This is a genomic window from Prochlorococcus sp. MIT 1201 (assembly GCF_047303415.1).
In the GTDB taxonomy this organism is placed as follows: domain Bacteria; phylum Cyanobacteriota; class Cyanobacteriia; order PCC-6307; family Cyanobiaceae; genus Prochlorococcus; species Prochlorococcus marinus_D.
In genome coordinates this window covers 333,119-349,168 of record NZ_CP138947.1, presented here as the reverse complement: position 1 = coordinate 349,168, position 16,050 = coordinate 333,119, and the positions used below count along the sequence as shown (strand labels likewise).

The 16,050-nt window shown below is 51.2% G+C and carries 17 protein-coding genes and 1 tRNA gene; 11 read left to right on the top strand and 7 right to left on the bottom strand.

The window, feature by feature from the left end; genetic code table 11:
* From serS to SIB41_RS01575, 4 genes are all read left to right on the top strand, one after another.
* Positions 1 to 1,278: a serine--tRNA ligase gene (gene serS / locus SIB41_RS01590; RefSeq protein WP_413361315.1), complete on the top strand. Its 1,278-nt coding sequence runs from the start codon at positions 1 to 3 to the stop codon at positions 1,276 to 1,278.
* A 19-nt stretch (positions 1,279 to 1,297) separates the two neighbouring features.
* Positions 1,298 to 2,380: an RIP metalloprotease RseP gene (gene rseP, locus SIB41_RS01585; RefSeq protein WP_413359903.1), complete on the top strand. Its 1,083-nt coding sequence runs from the start codon at positions 1,298 to 1,300 to the stop codon at positions 2,378 to 2,380.
* Between the two features lie 108 nt (positions 2,381 to 2,488).
* The gene (gene rpsN, locus SIB41_RS01580) at positions 2,489 to 2,791 is read left to right on the top strand and encodes a 30S ribosomal protein S14 (protein ID WP_011825275.1); all 303 of its coding nucleotides are present in this window, start codon (positions 2,489 to 2,491) and stop codon (positions 2,789 to 2,791) included.
* 185 nt (positions 2,792 to 2,976) lie between these two features.
* Entirely contained in the window at positions 2,977 to 5,142 is a 2,166-nt protein-coding gene (locus SIB41_RS01575) for a polyribonucleotide nucleotidyltransferase (protein WP_063419728.1), read from the top strand.
* A gap of 16 nt (positions 5,143 to 5,158) precedes the next feature.
* Here the strand turns inward: SIB41_RS01575 and SIB41_RS01570 are convergent, their stop codons facing one another.
* Positions 5,159 to 6,076 (bottom strand): 3'(2'),5'-bisphosphate nucleotidase CysQ family protein, encoded by a 918-nt coding sequence (locus SIB41_RS01570; protein ID WP_413359900.1) that lies wholly within the window; start codon positions 6,074 to 6,076, stop codon positions 5,159 to 5,161.
* Between the two features lie 24 nt (positions 6,077 to 6,100).
* Between SIB41_RS01570 and rsmI the strand changes: the two genes are divergently transcribed.
* Both rsmI and SIB41_RS01560 read left to right on the top strand, forming a co-directional pair.
* The gene (gene rsmI / locus SIB41_RS01565; RefSeq protein ID WP_413359897.1) at positions 6,101 to 6,970 is read left to right on the top strand and encodes a 16S rRNA (cytidine(1402)-2'-O)-methyltransferase; all 870 of its coding nucleotides are present in this window, start codon (positions 6,101 to 6,103) and stop codon (positions 6,968 to 6,970) included.
* 44 nt (positions 6,971 to 7,014) lie between these two features.
* Positions 7,015 to 7,242: a hypothetical protein gene (locus tag SIB41_RS01560; RefSeq protein ID WP_063419726.1), complete on the top strand. Its 228-nt coding sequence runs from the start codon at positions 7,015 to 7,017 to the stop codon at positions 7,240 to 7,242.
* Positions 7,243 to 7,279: 37 nt separating this feature from the next.
* Here the strand turns inward: SIB41_RS01560 and SIB41_RS01555 are convergent, their stop codons facing one another.
* Positions 7,280 to 8,104, bottom strand: coding sequence for a helix-turn-helix domain-containing protein (locus SIB41_RS01555; protein WP_413359895.1), 825 nt, complete (start codon positions 8,102 to 8,104; stop codon positions 7,280 to 7,282).
* 67 nt (positions 8,105 to 8,171) lie between these two features.
* Between SIB41_RS01555 and SIB41_RS01550 the strand changes: the two genes are divergently transcribed.
* A tRNA-Arg gene (locus SIB41_RS01550) sits at positions 8,172 to 8,245 on the top strand.
* Between the two features lie 119 nt (positions 8,246 to 8,364).
* Here SIB41_RS01550 and SIB41_RS01545 read toward each other — a convergent pair.
* Together SIB41_RS01545 and SIB41_RS01540 are read right to left on the bottom strand one after the other, a co-directional pair.
* A complete protein-coding gene (locus SIB41_RS01545) occupies positions 8,365 to 8,517 on the bottom strand; it encodes a hypothetical protein (RefSeq protein ID WP_413359894.1) in 153 nt (50 codons plus the stop codon).
* A 684-nt stretch (positions 8,518 to 9,201) separates the two neighbouring features.
* Positions 9,202 to 9,546: a hypothetical protein gene (locus SIB41_RS01540; protein ID WP_413359892.1), complete on the bottom strand. Its 345-nt coding sequence runs from the start codon at positions 9,544 to 9,546 to the stop codon at positions 9,202 to 9,204.
* A 284-nt stretch (positions 9,547 to 9,830) separates the two neighbouring features.
* On the opposite strand from SIB41_RS01540, the gene SIB41_RS01535 reads away from it, so the two are divergent.
* Together SIB41_RS01535 and SIB41_RS01530 are read left to right on the top strand one after the other, a co-directional pair.
* Positions 9,831 to 10,295: a secondary thiamine-phosphate synthase enzyme YjbQ gene (locus SIB41_RS01535; RefSeq protein ID WP_413359890.1), complete on the top strand. Its 465-nt coding sequence runs from the start codon at positions 9,831 to 9,833 to the stop codon at positions 10,293 to 10,295.
* A gap of 901 nt (positions 10,296 to 11,196) precedes the next feature.
* Positions 11,197 to 11,382, top strand: a complete 186-nt coding sequence (locus SIB41_RS01530; protein WP_236066038.1) for a hypothetical protein — start codon at positions 11,197 to 11,199, stop codon at positions 11,380 to 11,382.
* Positions 11,383 to 12,005: 623 nt separating this feature from the next.
* Here the strand turns inward: SIB41_RS01530 and SIB41_RS01525 are convergent.
* The gene (locus SIB41_RS01525) at positions 12,006 to 12,338 is read right to left on the bottom strand and encodes a hypothetical protein (RefSeq protein WP_011825262.1); all 333 of its coding nucleotides are present in this window, start codon (positions 12,336 to 12,338) and stop codon (positions 12,006 to 12,008) included.
* 776 nt (positions 12,339 to 13,114) lie between these two features.
* Between SIB41_RS01525 and SIB41_RS01520 the strand changes: the two genes are divergently transcribed.
* Complete coding sequence (locus SIB41_RS01520; protein WP_413359887.1) at positions 13,115 to 13,879, top strand: MBL fold metallo-hydrolase; 765 nt, start codon at positions 13,115 to 13,117, stop codon at positions 13,877 to 13,879.
* A gap of 466 nt (positions 13,880 to 14,345) precedes the next feature.
* On the opposite strand, the gene SIB41_RS01515 is transcribed toward SIB41_RS01520, so the two are convergent.
* Complete coding sequence (locus SIB41_RS01515; protein ID WP_196757079.1) at positions 14,346 to 14,501, bottom strand: hypothetical protein; 156 nt, start codon at positions 14,499 to 14,501, stop codon at positions 14,346 to 14,348.
* 86 nt (positions 14,502 to 14,587) lie between these two features.
* Here SIB41_RS01515 and SIB41_RS01510 point away from each other — a divergent pair, with 86 nt between their 5' ends.
* Positions 14,588 to 14,764 carry a hypothetical protein gene (locus SIB41_RS01510; protein WP_196757484.1) on the top strand — a complete coding sequence of 59 codons (177 nt, stop codon included), beginning with the start codon at positions 14,588 to 14,590 and terminating at the stop codon, positions 14,762 to 14,764.
* A gap of 925 nt (positions 14,765 to 15,689) precedes the next feature.
* Here the strand turns inward: SIB41_RS01510 and SIB41_RS01505 are convergent.
* Positions 15,690 to 16,037 (bottom strand): hypothetical protein, encoded by a 348-nt coding sequence (locus tag SIB41_RS01505; protein ID WP_413359885.1) that lies wholly within the window; start codon positions 16,035 to 16,037, stop codon positions 15,690 to 15,692.
* Positions 16,038 to 16,050 lie beyond the last annotated feature (13 nt).

Here is a 16,050-nt window from a genome sequence, read left to right as displayed (position 1 = left end):
GTGCTTGACCAGCGCCTGGTGCGGGACAACCCCGACCTGATTGCCAACGAACTGGGCCGAAGGGGCATGACGTTAGATCTAACTGGCCTACAACTGATCGCCCAGCAACAAAGAAATCTCGAGGAACAGCGCAGCAGCCTCCAAGCAGAAGGGAATCGGATCGGCAAGGAAGTCGGTCAACGGATCCAGCAAGGAAGCGACCCAAAAGCCAGCGACGTGGCAGAACTAAGACAGCAAGGCAACCTAATCAAGCAAAAGGTAGCCGTTTTAGAAGACGAGGAGAAACAACTATCAGCCCGATTGCGAGAGCAACTGCTGAGCTTGCCAAACCTGCCCTCCCCTGATTGTCCTGAAGGACGCGACGAGAACGACAACCAGGAAAGACACTGTTGGGGCAAGCCACGTGAAGGGAAAGACCTTCTTGAGCACTGGTCAATTGCCGAGAGGCTCAAACTTTTCGAAACAGAACGCTCTGTACGGATTGCCCAAAGTCGCTTCGTAACCCTGATGGGTCAGGGTGCACGACTGGAACGAGCACTCATCAACTTCATGCTCGACCTTCACACCTCAAAGGGATATCGAGAAGTGATGCCTCCGGTACTGGTGAATACCGCCAGCCTTACGGGCTCTGGTCAGCTGCCAAAATTCGCCGAAGAAAGCTTCCGCTGCGCTGAAGACGACCTCTGGCTAACACCAACTGCAGAGGTGCCGGTGACATCTCTGCACCGCGATGAAATCATCCCCGCTGAGCAACTGCCACTGCGATACGCCGCTTACAGTCCATGTTTTCGCCGCGAAGCTGGCAGCTATGGAAGAGACACCCGTGGCCTGATCCGGCTGCATCAATTCAACAAGGTGGAGCTCTATTGGTTCGTCCATCCAGACCATTCGCAGGCGGCCCACGCTCAGATCACAGCCGATGCCGAAGCCGTGCTGCAGGCCTTGGAATTGCCCTACCGCGTGATTGAGCTTTGCACAGGTGATCTAGGGTTTTCTTCCTCACGCACCTACGACCTCGAAGTCTGGCTACCAGGAGCAGGCGCCTTCAGGGAAATTTCAAGTTGCAGTATCTGTGGAGACTTCCAAGCACGGCGATCTGCTATTCGCACCAAAGACGAAAAAGGTACCCGACTCATCCACACCCTCAACGGCAGTGGCCTAGCGGTAGGACGCACCATGGCTGCCCTTCTCGAAACAGGCCAGCAATCTGATGGGAGTGTCCTCCTCCCCAAGGCACTTGTGCCTTATTTCGGCAACGATCGCCTAGAGCCAGAATGAACCCATTACTAGAAGCTGAATGAACGTTTTTGCGGCGCTGACGGTTCTAGCCCTGCTGATCATCATTCATGAAGCTGGGCACTTTCTGGCTGCCACTGCTCAGGGAATCCGTGTGAATGGATTTTCGATCGGGTTTGGACCGGCGCTGATCAAACGACAACGAAGGGGTGTCACATATGCGCTGCGAGTTCTGCCTTTAGGAGGCTTCGTTTCATTTCCTGATGACGACGAAAACAGCGAAATCCCCCCTGATGATCCCGACCTACTACGCAACCGGCCGATCAGACAACGAGCCCTGGTGATCTGTGCAGGGGTCATGGCCAATCTTCTGCTGGCATGGCTGGTGCTAATGGGCCAAGCCGTCATGATCGGGCTGCCAAGCCAACCTGATCCAGGTGTCATCGTTGTAGCCGTTCAACCCGGAGAAGCCGCTGCTGCTGCAGGGCTAGCCGCTGGCGATCGAATCCTCAGCGTGGATGGCAACGAGCTAGGGCGAGGTCAAGAAGCGATCCAGGCCCTGGTGAGTCAAATCAAAGAGTCACCAGGCAGCAAAATTCACCTGGACAGAGTCCGTTCGGATCAACGCAGCAAGATTGTGCTCATCCCCGCTGAGCAACAAGGCAATGGCAGGGTGGGCGCCCAATTGCAGGCCAACGTCACAGGCAAAACCCGCCGGGCCCAGGGCCCCGGAGAGGTTCTAAACCATGTTGACAGCCAATTCATTTCCCTACTCAGTCGAACCGTTAAGGGCTATTCAGGACTCATCACCGATTTCGCAACCACAGCCCAACAAGTCAGTGGCCCTGTGAAGATTGTCGAAATGGGCGCCCAGCTAACTAGCCAGGGTAGTTCTGGCCTAGTGCTCTTCGCGGCATTGCTTTCGATCAATCTCGCCGTACTCAATGCCATTCCGCTACCCCTACTTGATGGCGGCCAACTGTTGCTACTGCTATTAGAAGGCGTGCGTGGGCGACCAATTCCGGAGCGCATCCAGATGGCTTTCATGCAATCAGGCTTTTTTTTATTGGTAGGTCTCAGTGTGGTGCTGATCGTTCGCGACACCACTCAACTATCTGTGGTGCAACAGCTGATCGGTCACTGATCTGCCCTATTTGCAAGAGCCTGAGCAGCTGAAAACTGGGCAAGCAAAACAATTGCAGCAGTTGGAAGGTAAAGTTCGTTATCTACCCTCGCGCTTCAAAACTGCCGCATGGCTAAAAAGTCAATGATCGCCCGTGATGTAAAGCGCAAGAAGATTGTTGAGCGCTACGCAGCCAAGAGAGCGGCTCTAATGGCAGCATTCGATGCAGCCAAGGATCCAATGCAACGTCTTGAGATCCACCGCAAGATTCAAGCTCTCCCGCGCAACAGTGCTCCAACCCGCATCCGCAATCGTTGCTGGGCCACAGGAAAGCCAAGAGGCGTCTATCGCGACTTCGGGCTATGCCGCAACCAGCTCAGAGAACGAGCTCACAAGGGCGAACTTCCTGGAGTCGTCAAGTCCAGCTGGTAACTCTCAAACCATTTCTGCATCTATAGGAGTGGAAAGCTCTTACTAATTCGCAAGAGGGATTGAAGTCATCCATCCCTCTTTTTTATTGCTTAGCAACTGAACCAACAGGAATCAATTCCAAAATTCCACGAAAGTTGACTCGGCAAAGTGCCAGTATGGTGCTTGACAAAAAAACATAAGAGAACGTGCAAGGTCAGACACAGTCGATCTCCTTTGATGGTCGGGAGATTCGGCTGACCACAGGGCGATATGCCCCCCAGGCCGGTGGTTCCGTGATGATGGAATGCGGCGACACCTCCGTCCTGGTAACCGCCACCAGATCGACAGGCCGCGAAGGCATCGATTTTCTTCCCCTGATTTGCGACTACGAGGAGCGGCTCTATGCCGCTGGCCGCATTCCTGGCAGTTTCATGCGACGTGAAGGACGCCCGCCAGAGAGAGCCACACTGATCGCTCGTCTAATCGACCGCCCCATGAGGCCCTTATTCCCTAGCTGGATGAGGGACGACCTTCAGATCGTGGCAACATGCCTCTCTCTCGATGAACGGGTTCCAGCAGATGTGCTGGCCGTTACGGGAGCTTCCATGGCCACCTTGCTAGCAGGCATCCCCTTCCAGGGGCCAATGGCTGCAGTAAGGGTAGGGCTTCTCGGTGATGATTTCGTTCTGAATCCCAGCTATCGAGAAATCGAACGTGGCGATCTCGATCTCGTGGTAGCTGGCACCCCAGATGGGGTTGTCATGGTTGAAGCCGGTGCAAACCAGCTGCCAGAAGGGGACGTCATCGAAGCCATCGACTTTGGCTATGAAGCCGTCTGCGAATTAATCAAGGCACAGCAAACCATCCTCAAGGATGCAGGGATTGAGCAGGTACAGCCGGAACCCCCCACTCAAGACACCCAACTGTCGACTTATCTGGAAAAAAATTGCAGCAAGAGCATCGGGGAAGTGCTTAAGCAATTTGAGCAGACCAAAGCTGAACGCGATAGCAAGTTGGATGCCATCAAAGCGAAAACAGCTGAAGCCATTGACAGCCTCAAAGAAGACGATGCCGTTCGCAAGTCAGTGAATGCCAACAGCAAAGTCTTGAGCAACAACTTCAAGGCGCTCACAAAAAAATTGATGCGTGAGCAGATCATCAAACAAGGCAAACGTGTCGATGGTCGCAAGCTCGATGAGGTCCGCACCATCACTTCCGCCGCAGGCGTGCTGCCAAAACGCGTGCACGGATCCGGACTCTTCCAACGCGGACTCACCCAGGTACTGTCCACCGCCACCCTGGGCACACCCAGCGATGCCCAGGAGATGGATGACCTCAACCCTGGACCTGAGAAGACCTATCTACACCACTACAACTTTCCCCCCTATTCCGTTGGCGAGACACGTCCAATGCGATCGCCCGGGCGCCGTGAGGTAGGCCATGGTTCCCTCGCTGAACGCGCCATCATTCCAGTCCTGCCTCCCAAGGACACCTTCCCTTACGTGCTCAGGGTGGTGAGCGAAGTCCTCAGCTCCAATGGGTCCACCTCGATGGGCTCGGTCTGCGGCAGCACCCTGGCCCTCATGGATGCAGGTGTTCCACTGAAGGCTCCAGTCAGCGGAGCCGCCATGGGCTTGATCAAGGAAGATGCTGAGATTCGCATCCTCACTGACATCCAGGGAATCGAGGACTTCCTCGGTGATATGGACTTCAAGGTGGCTGGAACAAAAGATGGCATCACGGCTCTGCAGATGGACATGAAGATCACCGGCCTTCCGGTCAAAACCATTGCAGAAGCTGTCAATCAGGCCCGCCCTGCCAGGATCCACATCCTCGAGAAGATGCTGGAAGCCATCGACGCTCCCAGAACTACCCTCTCTCCCCATGCCCCGCGCCTGCTGAGCTTCAGAATCGATCCAGAACTGATCGGCACAGTGATTGGCCCTGGAGGTCGCACAATCAAGGGCATCACAGAACGCACGAACACCAAGATCGACATTGAAGACGGTGGCATCGTCACGATTGCTTCTCATGACGGGGCTGCTGCAGAGGCAGCCCAACGCATCATCGAAGGACTCACCCGCAAAGTAAACGAGGGGGAGGTGTTCACCGGAACCATCACAAGGATCATTCCGATCGGGGCTTTCGTAGAGATCCTGCCCGGCAAAGAGGGCATGATCCACATCTCCCAGCTGTCAGAGGCTCGCGTGGAGAAGGTCGACGACGTCGTAAAAGTAGGTGATGAGGTGACAGTACGGATCCGAGAGATTGACAATCGTGGCCGTATCAACCTCACACTCAGAGGCGTGCCTCAGAACGGCGAAGAGACTCACTCAGAGCCAGCTCCAACTCCTGTAGCACCTCTCAACTGAGGGGCTACAGGTCAATTCAAACCTGAAAGCCGGGATCAATCTCTTGCATCGCCCGCGCCGCTGCTTCACAAAGCTGGGCGTGGGCGATGCCATGGCTGGCGATCAAACATCCAGCCTGACGTACATCACCGCTGTTGTAAGCAAGCTGGCGTCCATCAGCATGAGTTAAACATCCCCCTGCCGCCATCAGCACCGCCTCTGGAGCCGCCATATCCCAATCTTTTGGAGCACTACGACCTGAAAGAGAGATATACAAATCTGTTTCTCCGCGCAAAATCGTGGTCACCTTGCAACCCACACTGCCCACAGCCTTGCTACCACCAAGAGCAAGACTCTCTAGCAGTTGTTCAAGCCTGTTGTCGCGGTGGTTGCGACTCGCTACCAGCATCAACTCACCAACAGCCTGGCGCTGACTAAAACGCACCGGCGAACGTTGTCCCTGCCGGTCTTCGCACCAAGCCCCAGAACCAATCACACCGAACCAAAGCTCCTCGGCTTCTGGCAGGAGTACCACGCCAAGCACTGGGCGTTGACCACGCACCAAAGCGAGATGCACGGCGTATTCACCTGTGCCCTGCAAGAAGTCCTTTGTGCCATCCAAGGGATCCAGGATCCACAACCATTCCGCCGCTAAGGGTTCGCCTGCAGTGAGTTGCTCCTTGGCCGTCTCCTCACTCAATAGAGTCCAATCTGCCAAGGGGAAATTCGCTTCTAAGCCATCCAGAAGCCAACGGTTCACCGCAAGGTCAGCGGCAGAAACAGGCCCCTCACCACCATCGTCAACACTCAGAGCCTTAGAAAATCCATGCGGTGGCTGTTCTCCCCTGGCATAGGCCAGCAGGATGTCTGCAGCACCCCAGCTCAATCGCCTCAAGTGCTGCAACAAAACCTCCAGATCCACACCAACAGGGAGAAGAGGTGCGTTCGGCATCATGAATAGACACGTGCAAGCCTCATTTTGAGCCAGCGAGAGGAACCAGCACCAGGGGTGCTCTATGTGGTTGGGACGCCCATTGGTCACCTCGGAGATCTCTCCCCCAGAGCACGCTCTGTGCTCACGAATGTCTCTGCCATCGCCTGTGAAGACACACGCCATAGCGGCCATCTACTCAACGGCCTGGGCGCGCAGAATCAACGTTTCAGCTTCCACCAACACAACACCAAAGCTCGCCTCCCCCAACTACTTCAACTGCTCAACGAAGGGCAAAGCCTGGCTTTAATCAGTGATGCTGGGCTGCCGGGAATCAGCGATCCCGGCGAACAACTCGTCGCAGCCGCTAGGGCCGCTGGGCACCAGGTGATCTGTATTCCCGGCCCCTGTGCAGCAACAACAGCCTTAGTGAGCAGCGGACTTCCATGTGGCCGCTTTTGTTTTGAAGGTTTTCTAGCCTCCAGAGGCAAGGAACGACGGCAGCAGCTGGCAGCGGTCGCCAGCGAGACCCGAACAACCATTCTTTACGAAGCGCCACACCGTCTGGTGCAACTGCTGAAAGAATTGGCGCAACTTTGCGGGGATGAGCGGCCCTTACAGGTGGCCAGGGAACTCACCAAACGCCATGAACAACAAGTAGGGCCAACGATCGCAGCAGCCCTACAGCATTTTCTTGAAAACAAGCCTCTAGGGGAATGCACTCTTGTTCTAGGAGGTGCTCCAATTTCAGGACCAGATCAGCAAAGTGACGCGCATTGGCGAGCGGAATTGACAGCATTGATGGCCAGTGGAGCAAGTGCAAGCGATGCCGCTCGACAACTCGCTCAACAATCAGGACAATCCAGAAGGGCTCTCTATGCCCTTGTACACCAAATGGTAGAAAACGAGAGCGAGTGAACTCCTAGAAAGGGCAAACTAAGGGGAACCATCGAAAACACATCATGCTGCTGCGGCTGCGGCTGCTAACAACCAGTCTTGTCAGCGGCGGATTGCTCCTGGTCGTGCTCTGCTTGGGAGCCCAAAATCTCAATGATCGCCACAGTCTCAGGCTGGGTGATGCCAAAAGCGCAGAGCTCCCCACAGGTTTTCTGGTAGGGATTTCAATCATCGCAGGTGTCATTAGTGGCGGCAGTACAGCCGCTCTGCTGCTGCCCAAGCCAAGAGCCTGAACGACTCTGACTGCTGAAGCGACGAATCAAGAACCGTTCAGACCGATGGGGCTTGAGAATCAAGGGCAATAAGTGAACCCTCCAGCACCAAACGAGTGATTCCGCGAGCCAACAGATAGGAGATGGTGAGCTCAAAAACGCTTGTATCAGGTACCTTGATCACCCTTTGACTACGTCCACACTGACGTTTGGCAGAACGAGGATTCGCAAACAAACAAAGAGCCCGTCTGTCTTTATCATCATCGGCTAGCAAACCCAACTCAGAGAACTCCTTCAGAGGGCGTGCATCAAGTTCAACTGTCTTGTCGACAAGCATATAAACGCTGCTAGGTAACAAGCCAGGCAAGAGAGGCTCACATTTCACCGTTGGACGATCACTGAAAGCAACAGAATCTGCGACTAAAGGAACCAGCTCGCGAAACACCTCGGACTCAGGCAGATCGCCCATGTCCGCCTCGAGATCTCCTTCTTCGCTCGAGTCCTCTTCCGGATCATCACCAAAGTCATCCGCATCATCGAGAGCAAGAACACCTACAGCTTCGTCGTCCAACGCGAGCCCATCCACCTTCCCCTCTTCAAGATTCACCTCATCAAACGAATTCAGCGTCGATGAGCTCGACTCTGATGGATCATTAACGGTTGCTTCTCCAACAATAGAGAGAGGCTTAGAGATGGCACCACGCTGGGCACGAGAAGCCTTCACCGCGACGTAGTCCTTCTCTGAAAGCAGCGTTTTAACGGTGCGAGTGACAGTATTAGGACTGCAGCCGTAAGCCTTGGCAAGGCTTGCAGTGGCATCACCTGCCCTGTAGCGCTCCACAAGCTCAGATTTCTGGCTGTCGCTGAGCCGGCTGGCCGCCATCGAATGCAAGTTCGCAGCGCCTAACCATAAGCGGCCAACGCAACAATGACTGTCAAAATGATCTAGTGCTCCCTTAGCTCAGCTGGATAGAGCAACTGCCTTCTAAGCAGTCGGTCGATGGTTCGAATCCATCAGGGGGCGTTGAGATCTCAGCGATTGCGATTTATTAGTTCTGGCTATTTTCTGGCTAGCGCCACCCCCACCCCATCAGGCAGGCCTTTCTTTCGCAGCCCAGGGTTCGGATGACGCTGGGATCACTGCTAGTTGCCATGGGCTCCAGCGGCCCTGAGTTCACCAAGTAACCGGGCACCACCACCTGCAGCGCGATCTGCTGGTCGAATCCTGGGCGAGGGACCGACTGCCTGATCAGCAGTGGGTCCCTGCGTTTGCAAACACCCCCCCTGACGCGTCACAAATACAAACAATCCTGCAAACGGAGTAGGAGCGGGCGCCCATAAACCCAGTCCAGAAATCTGATTACAGCAGCTGAGACATATGCCTTCTAAGTAGTCGATCGATGGTTTGAATCCATCAATGGGCGTCAGTCAGAGGAAACGAGTTGAGGAGTTGAGTTCTACAACCGCACCCCAGCTTTTTTGCAATGAGCGCGCTTAATTTTTACTTTAGTGAAAAGCCATGCATCATTGAGCGGATAACATCTTCTATCTCAGCTTGGCACTAGTGAGCCCCGCAGCGGTGCAATTTGAAGATATTCTGCACTTCAGCGGATGATTGCTAGAGGGATTTTTCTTTTGAGTTAGCAAAAGCCTTGAGCGCATGTTCCTTTATTCTGTTCGCAGCACTTAAAATTACCTAGCAAACAAGATTATTCATCCACTTACGCTCGCCAGGAATATTAACCGTCAATCCAAGAATAATAAGTCAAGTAAAAATATTCCGGCGAGTGAGTTCAAGAGCAGCAGTTGCTGCACGAAATCACAAAGGTACACCAATAAAAAGCCAAGGCATTTCCGCAGAGATCAACATGAAATTGCTGCTGATTTGATTAAGGAATAACTGGACGAGCATGAGCATGGATTGCAATCTATATCCGAATAACGATCTATTCTTAAACCCATTGACTTGCCTATCCAGTACTAAGATCGATCATCATTGCTTTTCTCTTCAGCGACACATTCATGCATGACCGCATCATCGGCTTCGCTGGCTAATGCGACAGAAGTCACATCTTCAGCTTTTGCAACTTCATCAATTCCCTCTGGTTCACGCTGAATTAGCTCTTTGACAAATGCCACAAGAAGATTATATAATCTTACAAATCTAACGAAAAGGTCTTTAAGGTCAATCCACATGCCCTCAAGGAGGGCTTTTATCTCCTCAGCCTTTTCACCTTTATTGAGCAGCAGGATCAAAGCCCCAACTCCTAAAACAATGCCCCCAAAAGAAAGAAGAATAAGCACAAAAACAACTAGAGCGGCCATGAACCTCCTTTTGACGCACTTAGACGATCACGCACATATCCATTAACGACAAGCAGCCTTCAATAAAATTCAGGAATCAAAAGCGCTCATCTTTAATGGAGCAATGACTATGCCATTCGATTCAATCGGCTTGGGTGCTGAATGATGGCTAATTGATGAGTCCTCAAAGCTGTGTTCATAGTTCAGAAGCTAGAGGTGGTCGCAAAGACTGACTTGCATATGAACCAATATTCAGCGACAAAATAGCAATGCAGCTAATTTCATCACTGACGAGGTTTGGCCCCATGCCTACTAATGAGATCAACACTCTTGAGCGGAATAAGGGTCTTATCACGGTGATGACCGAAGGGCCATTGGCCTTTCATCGCATCAGCGAACCCCTGCAGCAACTTATCGAGCAACAGGGTTACAGGGAGGGTGCTCTAGTGCTGGCCGGTCTGCACACCACCACAGCCCTGATAGTGAATGAATGGGAAGAACGCCTACTTGAAGACATCAAGCATTGGCTCAATCAATTGGCCCCAGCGGATCTGACCTGGAAACACAACGACCTTCATCTTCGCCCCAATATCCCTGAGGATGAACCGCGAAATGCCCATGCACACTTACAGGCGTTGCTGCTCGGGAATCACCTCACGGTTTCTGTCCAGGATGCCCAACTCGTGCTAGGTCGATATCAAGACGTCATCCTGGTGGAGTTAGACGGCCCACGACGACGACAGGTTGGCGTCAGCTTCCTGGGTGCTTAAAAACTTAAAACAATCCCTCAAAATCAACCAGCCCCCCCCCAATCTTTACACCATCCTGATTAACACCAACGTGATGAGCTAAAAGCTAAGAGTTGCTCCTAACCAGTGCATAACGAATGCGAGAAAAAGCATCTCAACAGGCCAATCACCTAGCCAAGACAAAAGATCATATAGGTGCACCAATGAAAGCTCTACTGGAATGCCACCACAGTTTTTTTATCGAGGTCATTAACACTCATCACTCAGAATAATTCTGAACACCCCTGGTATCCAGAAGCTGAACAACTTGGCACACTTGATTGAGCAGATTTCCCCTATGCATGAATTGGTTAGCACTTAAAGCCAAATACGCCGGCATACAGACCTATCGAAGATGAGGTTCTCCTAAAAACAAATCGCTGCTCTTGACGACTGCTCAGCCAATACTGCTAGAGGATGATCATTCGATTTTTGAGCAATTCAATGAACATTGTAAAATATATTCGCCATCGTGAGTCTCCTGTCTACTATCACGAATCGACTTGGTCGGGTGATCATGACGCTCAACAACTTCCTAATGATTGGGGAAGGAAGCCCTCACCGGCAAGGCCAGGAGTCTGCATCCCTCTTGAGGATCTTGCTAACGCGAGTATCCCATCACTGGCAATAGAGTTTGATATCCCTGCCAAAAATGGATACTTAGGAAGCATCCCCCCTGCGCAAGGTGTCACCTGTATTCCTATAGCAAATGGGTTTAAATTGTTTCACTACTACCATGAAAAGTTTCATGTCTACGGAATATTGATTATCTAGGTCGCCATCTGATTGGGAGCAGCCTTGCTAACTCAACCCAGGAAAATAAACACAACTGAACTGTATCCCAGAGGATATTTGCTCTAATGTCTTTTTACTGTCAACACTCATGATGAACTTGCTCGCCACTGCAGGGCCTTTCGGCATCTCGCCTTCAGCTGATCAACTCATGGTGATCAACCTTTCCGCAATCCTGGTGGGCACCACATTCAATGCTCCTCAGAAGGTCATCAAATGGGGCGGGCTGGTCATCGCTGTTGTGACTGCAACCTGTGCACTCTGGTGCGGACACTAAGAACTCGACAGCTTTCGGCTTGGGGGCAATATTGACCTCTTTAAAAAGCTAGCCATCAGGCAAGGCAGCAAGCTCATGAAAGGTCTCAATGTGCTCGTCCATCACGCTGACCCATCGCAGCAGCGACGATGGCAAGAAGAACAACTGCTTTGTGTGACCACATCAATACCACCCTGCTTAATCAGAACGGCCAAGACTGTGAATGCGCTTGGTGATCCCTAAAGGTTCGTTTGATCTAATGCTGATAGCGCACCTGCTATTGAAGCCCCAGATGCCACTGTCATCAACCTGAAGACAGTGAAAGCACTAGAAGCATGCTGAGCAATCAGCCCTGTGATCAAACTCACCACTGGTATTCAGCCAGCCCACTGCCTCTCAAATGAAGATGCAAGAACCTGCCAAAAGCGGTGGATCACGAAAACAAAAAGTCGACAAAGCTATACGGGAAAAACAATAAAAAAAGCCCAGCTTTAAAAGCTGGGCTTTTTAGTGATATCAACGCTAATTAAATCCAGTGATGATACTTCTGAGAGATTGGTTGATCCAATCAGTACCAATGAAAAGTGCCTATCAATTTAGATCTAACTGCTCATGCGAGCACCAAGAAGAAAATTGGCGAGCAATCAACCACCAGACCTAGAGAGTTGCCGACCCAACTGGTCTAGGACAAGCAATCCAAGGATGAGCATAAATAGGCCAACAGCCAAGGAGGGGCCAACCAGACCGCGAGCCACCTCTACCACCGTCACAACGCTAGCCAGTAGCACAATGCCGACTAGCCATGGAGTCCCTGTGCCCCAACCTCTCAGAGAGCCATACACGCCGGAAGAGGGCAAGATATAACCAGTGAGGATAAGGCCAACGATCACGAAGACACATACCAAATAGAACTGCCAACCGAGAGTCCCGGTAAGGACGATGACAGGGGAGCCGAAACTGCCAAGAACTGGAGGCATAATTTTTTAGCAGCCTTTACTTGAAGACGCCGAACCTTACCACATTTAGAAAAAATGAAGCTGGGCTCCGCTAAAAATTACAACAGGCGCCATTCCTGACGGAATTCACGATCGGACAATCTGATCAGTTTGATGTGATAGCAATAGATCTACCCAGATTTTCGTTCACCATCTCTACATCAAAGCAAAAGCCTATAAATGCTTGACTTCGAATTTAGCATGCATTTTATATCATCATTTCACAAGATTTACAGATCAAAAGATATCTCTAAATAACCAAGAGAATGAAGCTAGATCTGCGGTATTCTAGGGAGAATAGATGAATTGAACAAGAGCAATAAATCAAACAATCATCACAATTCCAAGCCAATCTCTACTGACTTATTAATACTTTTTTTATTTTCCAGCCACCTTAAAAGGCTCTTGATGAGTCGCCTAAATATTCGACTTCCAAAGCAGATGTCTCGCCAATCGATTAAGTTGGGATCGTCGTCTTTACTTGTGAGGACAGGCGTTATCAATGGATGAAAGTTCATTGAGAAAGAGACCTGCACCAAAATTTGATTGTTCTAAGGCAGAGCTCGCATGCCTAGCTCTATCAACGACAGATCACGACTCAACAGCATGCGACTTGGACATGATCGCCATGCAGAGCATGATCTCTTTAAAAGGAGATGGCAGCTGCCAGTTAAAAGAATTCCTACCTGCAAGACGGGTGCATCCAGCAATCGATACCAGATCCCCGATAGGGTCAGATCTCAGAGCCTGAGCAGATCATGAACCTGGCAGCGACCTATTTTGGTGCCAACGGTTGGTTGCTGGAGTTTGGTGCCTGCAGGGTATTAGTGGATCCCTGGCTCACCGGCCAACTCTCCTTCCCACCAGGCCCCTGGTTGCTGAATGGCCGACTGCCCTGCGACTGGGCTGTGCCTGACAACCTTGATCTGCTGCTTTTAAGCCAGGGTTTACCAGATCATGCCCACCCAGAAACACTGCAACTTCTTCCCAGGGATCTCAAGATCGTTGGCTCCCCCTCGGCCGCAAAACTAGTTGGGCGCTTGGGGTTTACACAAGTAACGCCATTGCATCCTGGAGAGAGCACCAACATCGCTGGACTCACCATCCGCGCGACCGCTGGAGCCATGGTGCCCTCGATGGAAAACGGTTATCTCATCAGCCATGCTGACGGCAAGATCTACCTTGAACCTCATGGTTTTCTCGACAGCAAAATCGAATCACAATCCGTTGATGCGGTGATCACCCCGGTGGTTGATCTTGGTCTACCTCTTGCAGGGGCTTTTGTGAAAGGCCGTCAAGTCCTGCCTGAATTGCTCAAAAGATTTGAGCCAAGCACCGTCCTTGCTAGCACTGCTGGAGGGAATGTGCGCTTCGAGGGGCTGCTGAGCAGCTTTATGCAGATGGAGGGATCAGCAAAAGACGTTGCCGAAATGATGCCTGCTCAGGTCAAGTTCATTGACCCAGAACCCGGCAAACGCTACGCCCTTACCTCCAAGCAATCTCTGGTTTCACCATCTAGCTGATGAGCCCCGTCAGCAAGCTCAAGAGAATCTCAAACTGACGAGATTGAGGCCATGACAAAGACAAAAGAAGGTGATGTTGGCAATCAATCGTTCTTTCAGGCCAGAGGCTTCTGAAAGCTGTCTCGACTACAGCGAAGCAAAGCAGGAATCTCTGGAGCGTGTCTTGAAAACGAAGGGGTTATTTTGATCTGAGCTTTAACGCTGCGAAAACTGGCTGAAGCTGAGACTGAGCCTCTTCACAGGGATAGAAATGATTCATCTCATGCAAATTTCCTTGCTCTGAAGAGCAAAATCCACATCAGGATTATGGTGTTAATAGCAAACTATTTTCTAAGAGGATCATCTGCTGTTCCTTGAACGTCAACGCAATTTTGATAGCCCATTTTGATTTTTTTGCCCGCACAAAAAAAGACCCGGATCAAAAATCCGGGTCTTTGAATACAAATTGACTATTCAAACTAGAGACTCAGCCACCGTGGCAGGAGAAGGCACCCATCAAGAAGTTGTGAACGCCTGGTACTGTGCGATCCAAGCCATAAATGAAGAGAGTCGACGCAAACAGAGTGGCCAATGTCTTCTGAGCCCAGTTGAGGCCTGAACTTCTTGAGAGTGCAGAATTCATTGATCGCAAAAGCAAGCGTCTATTAAGACTAGCGCCTTTTCATGCTTTCGCTGTTGCAAACATGAATTGAAGTACAAGCCTCATTGATGAGCCCAGCCCCGCAAAGCGCCAAGAAACCACAAGGGAACAGAACAGCTCGACTCAAGCAAGGCAAAGCATGGTTGGCGCGATTAGCAAGCAGCGAAGGATCACAAGGCTTAAACGGCGACACACTCAGCACTTGCATGGAAATACAACAGCTGTGGCTTGTTCAAGCGGATTGAAAAACAAGTGTTTTCTCCGCAAACCTCTATCCATAAGAGGGGATTGAGCTGCTTGCTATTCCGAAAAATTCCAGCTAATCAGCCCAATAGCTGTCAAGAACCAAAGCGCTACTACAAATGCACCAAAAGCCCAACTCCCTCCTCTGCCAACGGCCCACAGCCAAACAAATAGGCCAATAAACGCCAAAACAATTTGAATCAAAATGTCTTGCTCAACAGGCAACGCAAGGAGCAGATTTCTGAACATGGATCAACAAGTAGATCACAGCTTCCATCATTAACAAGTGTCGACGATGGAAGGAGGCAGGAAAAGAGTTTTAACCCTTAAAAACCATTATAGCATCAGCTCACCAGACTTGAAAGGTCACAACATTAAGGGGCCAATAATTATCAGCGACCCCCGTATGCAAATACCTTGGAGTTTGCAGGGATACTTCAAGTCATTAATCAACAAAATCATAGTTTTTCATAGAGCTAATCGCGAGCAAGAGGCTCAATACTGAAAGTCAATAGACAGGCAGGAAAGGTTCTTTAGAGCCACTGGCAAACTAAATTAGATGTTGTGAACCATTGCATAGCTCGATACAGGTCGATTAAAATCCACAAACTTAGACATTAGTCAAGCAGCAGCAAAAGATGTGATTACTCCAAAAGCTGGGAATGAACTGCTTCCGATCTGCAACGAAATGAAGAATCAAGTCTTCTAAGCTTAGCTACAAGAAAAGGAACTCCAATATTTCTGCGGCCAGAGGTGACAAGCCCATCTCCAAGAATCAGTTCGCAAGGCTCGTGCTGCATCTGCCCTGGGAGGATCAAGGAGCGCATGAAGATCAAATCAATGCTTGAACTGCCGATCAGGGTTACCAGGGCAACACTAAAGACGTTTAAAAGCAATTCAAGAGATCACTAGTTCTGCTCTCTTAGATCACAAACCTCGACAACTATTGCTGACCTCTTCCAGCATGATCACAGCATCATCACCACGGCCAGCCCGAAGCTGACTCATGATCACATCGGCTTGCAAGCCAAGCAGCAAGGTCTGACAGGGATAGTTGCTCTGAGCGCCTGCACGTCTCTGCAGGGCTTCCGCCCGCAGCAACGCGGCTTGGCATGCGTTTAGCTGACCAGATTCAAAGCATGCGAGTGCTAGCGGCCTTAGGCCTGGAAGCTCAGCCGCTCTTACAGGAATCATCCCTAGGAGTGGAAGAGAACCACAGAGCACAAGCTGCAGCAAGAGGCAGCATCTCTGCGACTCCTGCCCTGAAAGCAACATGATTCCTTTGCAA

Excerpts from the sequence above, each read along its gene's own strand:
- rseP (WP_413359903.1), top strand. The coding sequence starts at position 1,298 with ATGAACGTTTTTGCGGCGCTGACGGTTCTAGCCCTGCTGATCATCATT.
- rpsN (WP_011825275.1), top strand. The coding sequence starts at position 2,489 with ATGGCTAAAAAGTCAATGATCGCCCGTGATGTAAAGCGCAAGAAGATT.
- SIB41_RS01570 (WP_413359900.1), bottom strand. The coding sequence starts at position 6,076 with ATGATGCCGAACGCACCTCTTCTCCCTGTTGGTGTGGATCTGGAGGTT.
- SIB41_RS01560 (WP_063419726.1), top strand. The coding sequence starts at position 7,015 with ATGCTGCTGCGGCTGCGGCTGCTAACAACCAGTCTTGTCAGCGGCGGA.
- SIB41_RS01555 (WP_413359895.1), bottom strand. The coding sequence starts at position 8,104 with ATGGCGGCCAGCCGGCTCAGCGACAGCCAGAAATCTGAGCTTGTGGAG.
- SIB41_RS01540 (WP_413359892.1), bottom strand. The coding sequence starts at position 9,546 with ATGGCCGCTCTAGTTGTTTTTGTGCTTATTCTTCTTTCTTTTGGGGGC.
- SIB41_RS01535 (WP_413359890.1), top strand. The coding sequence starts at position 9,831 with ATGCCTACTAATGAGATCAACACTCTTGAGCGGAATAAGGGTCTTATC.
- SIB41_RS01530 (WP_236066038.1), top strand. The coding sequence starts at position 11,197 with ATGATGAACTTGCTCGCCACTGCAGGGCCTTTCGGCATCTCGCCTTCA.
- SIB41_RS01525 (WP_011825262.1), bottom strand. The coding sequence starts at position 12,338 with ATGCCTCCAGTTCTTGGCAGTTTCGGCTCCCCTGTCATCGTCCTTACC.
- SIB41_RS01520 (WP_413359887.1), top strand. The coding sequence starts at position 13,115 with ATGAACCTGGCAGCGACCTATTTTGGTGCCAACGGTTGGTTGCTGGAG.
- SIB41_RS01515 (WP_196757079.1), bottom strand. The coding sequence starts at position 14,501 with ATGAATTCTGCACTCTCAAGAAGTTCAGGCCTCAACTGGGCTCAGAAG.
- SIB41_RS01510 (WP_196757484.1), top strand. The coding sequence starts at position 14,588 with ATGAGCCCAGCCCCGCAAAGCGCCAAGAAACCACAAGGGAACAGAACA.
- SIB41_RS01505 (WP_413359885.1), bottom strand. The coding sequence starts at position 16,037 with ATGTTGCTTTCAGGGCAGGAGTCGCAGAGATGCTGCCTCTTGCTGCAG.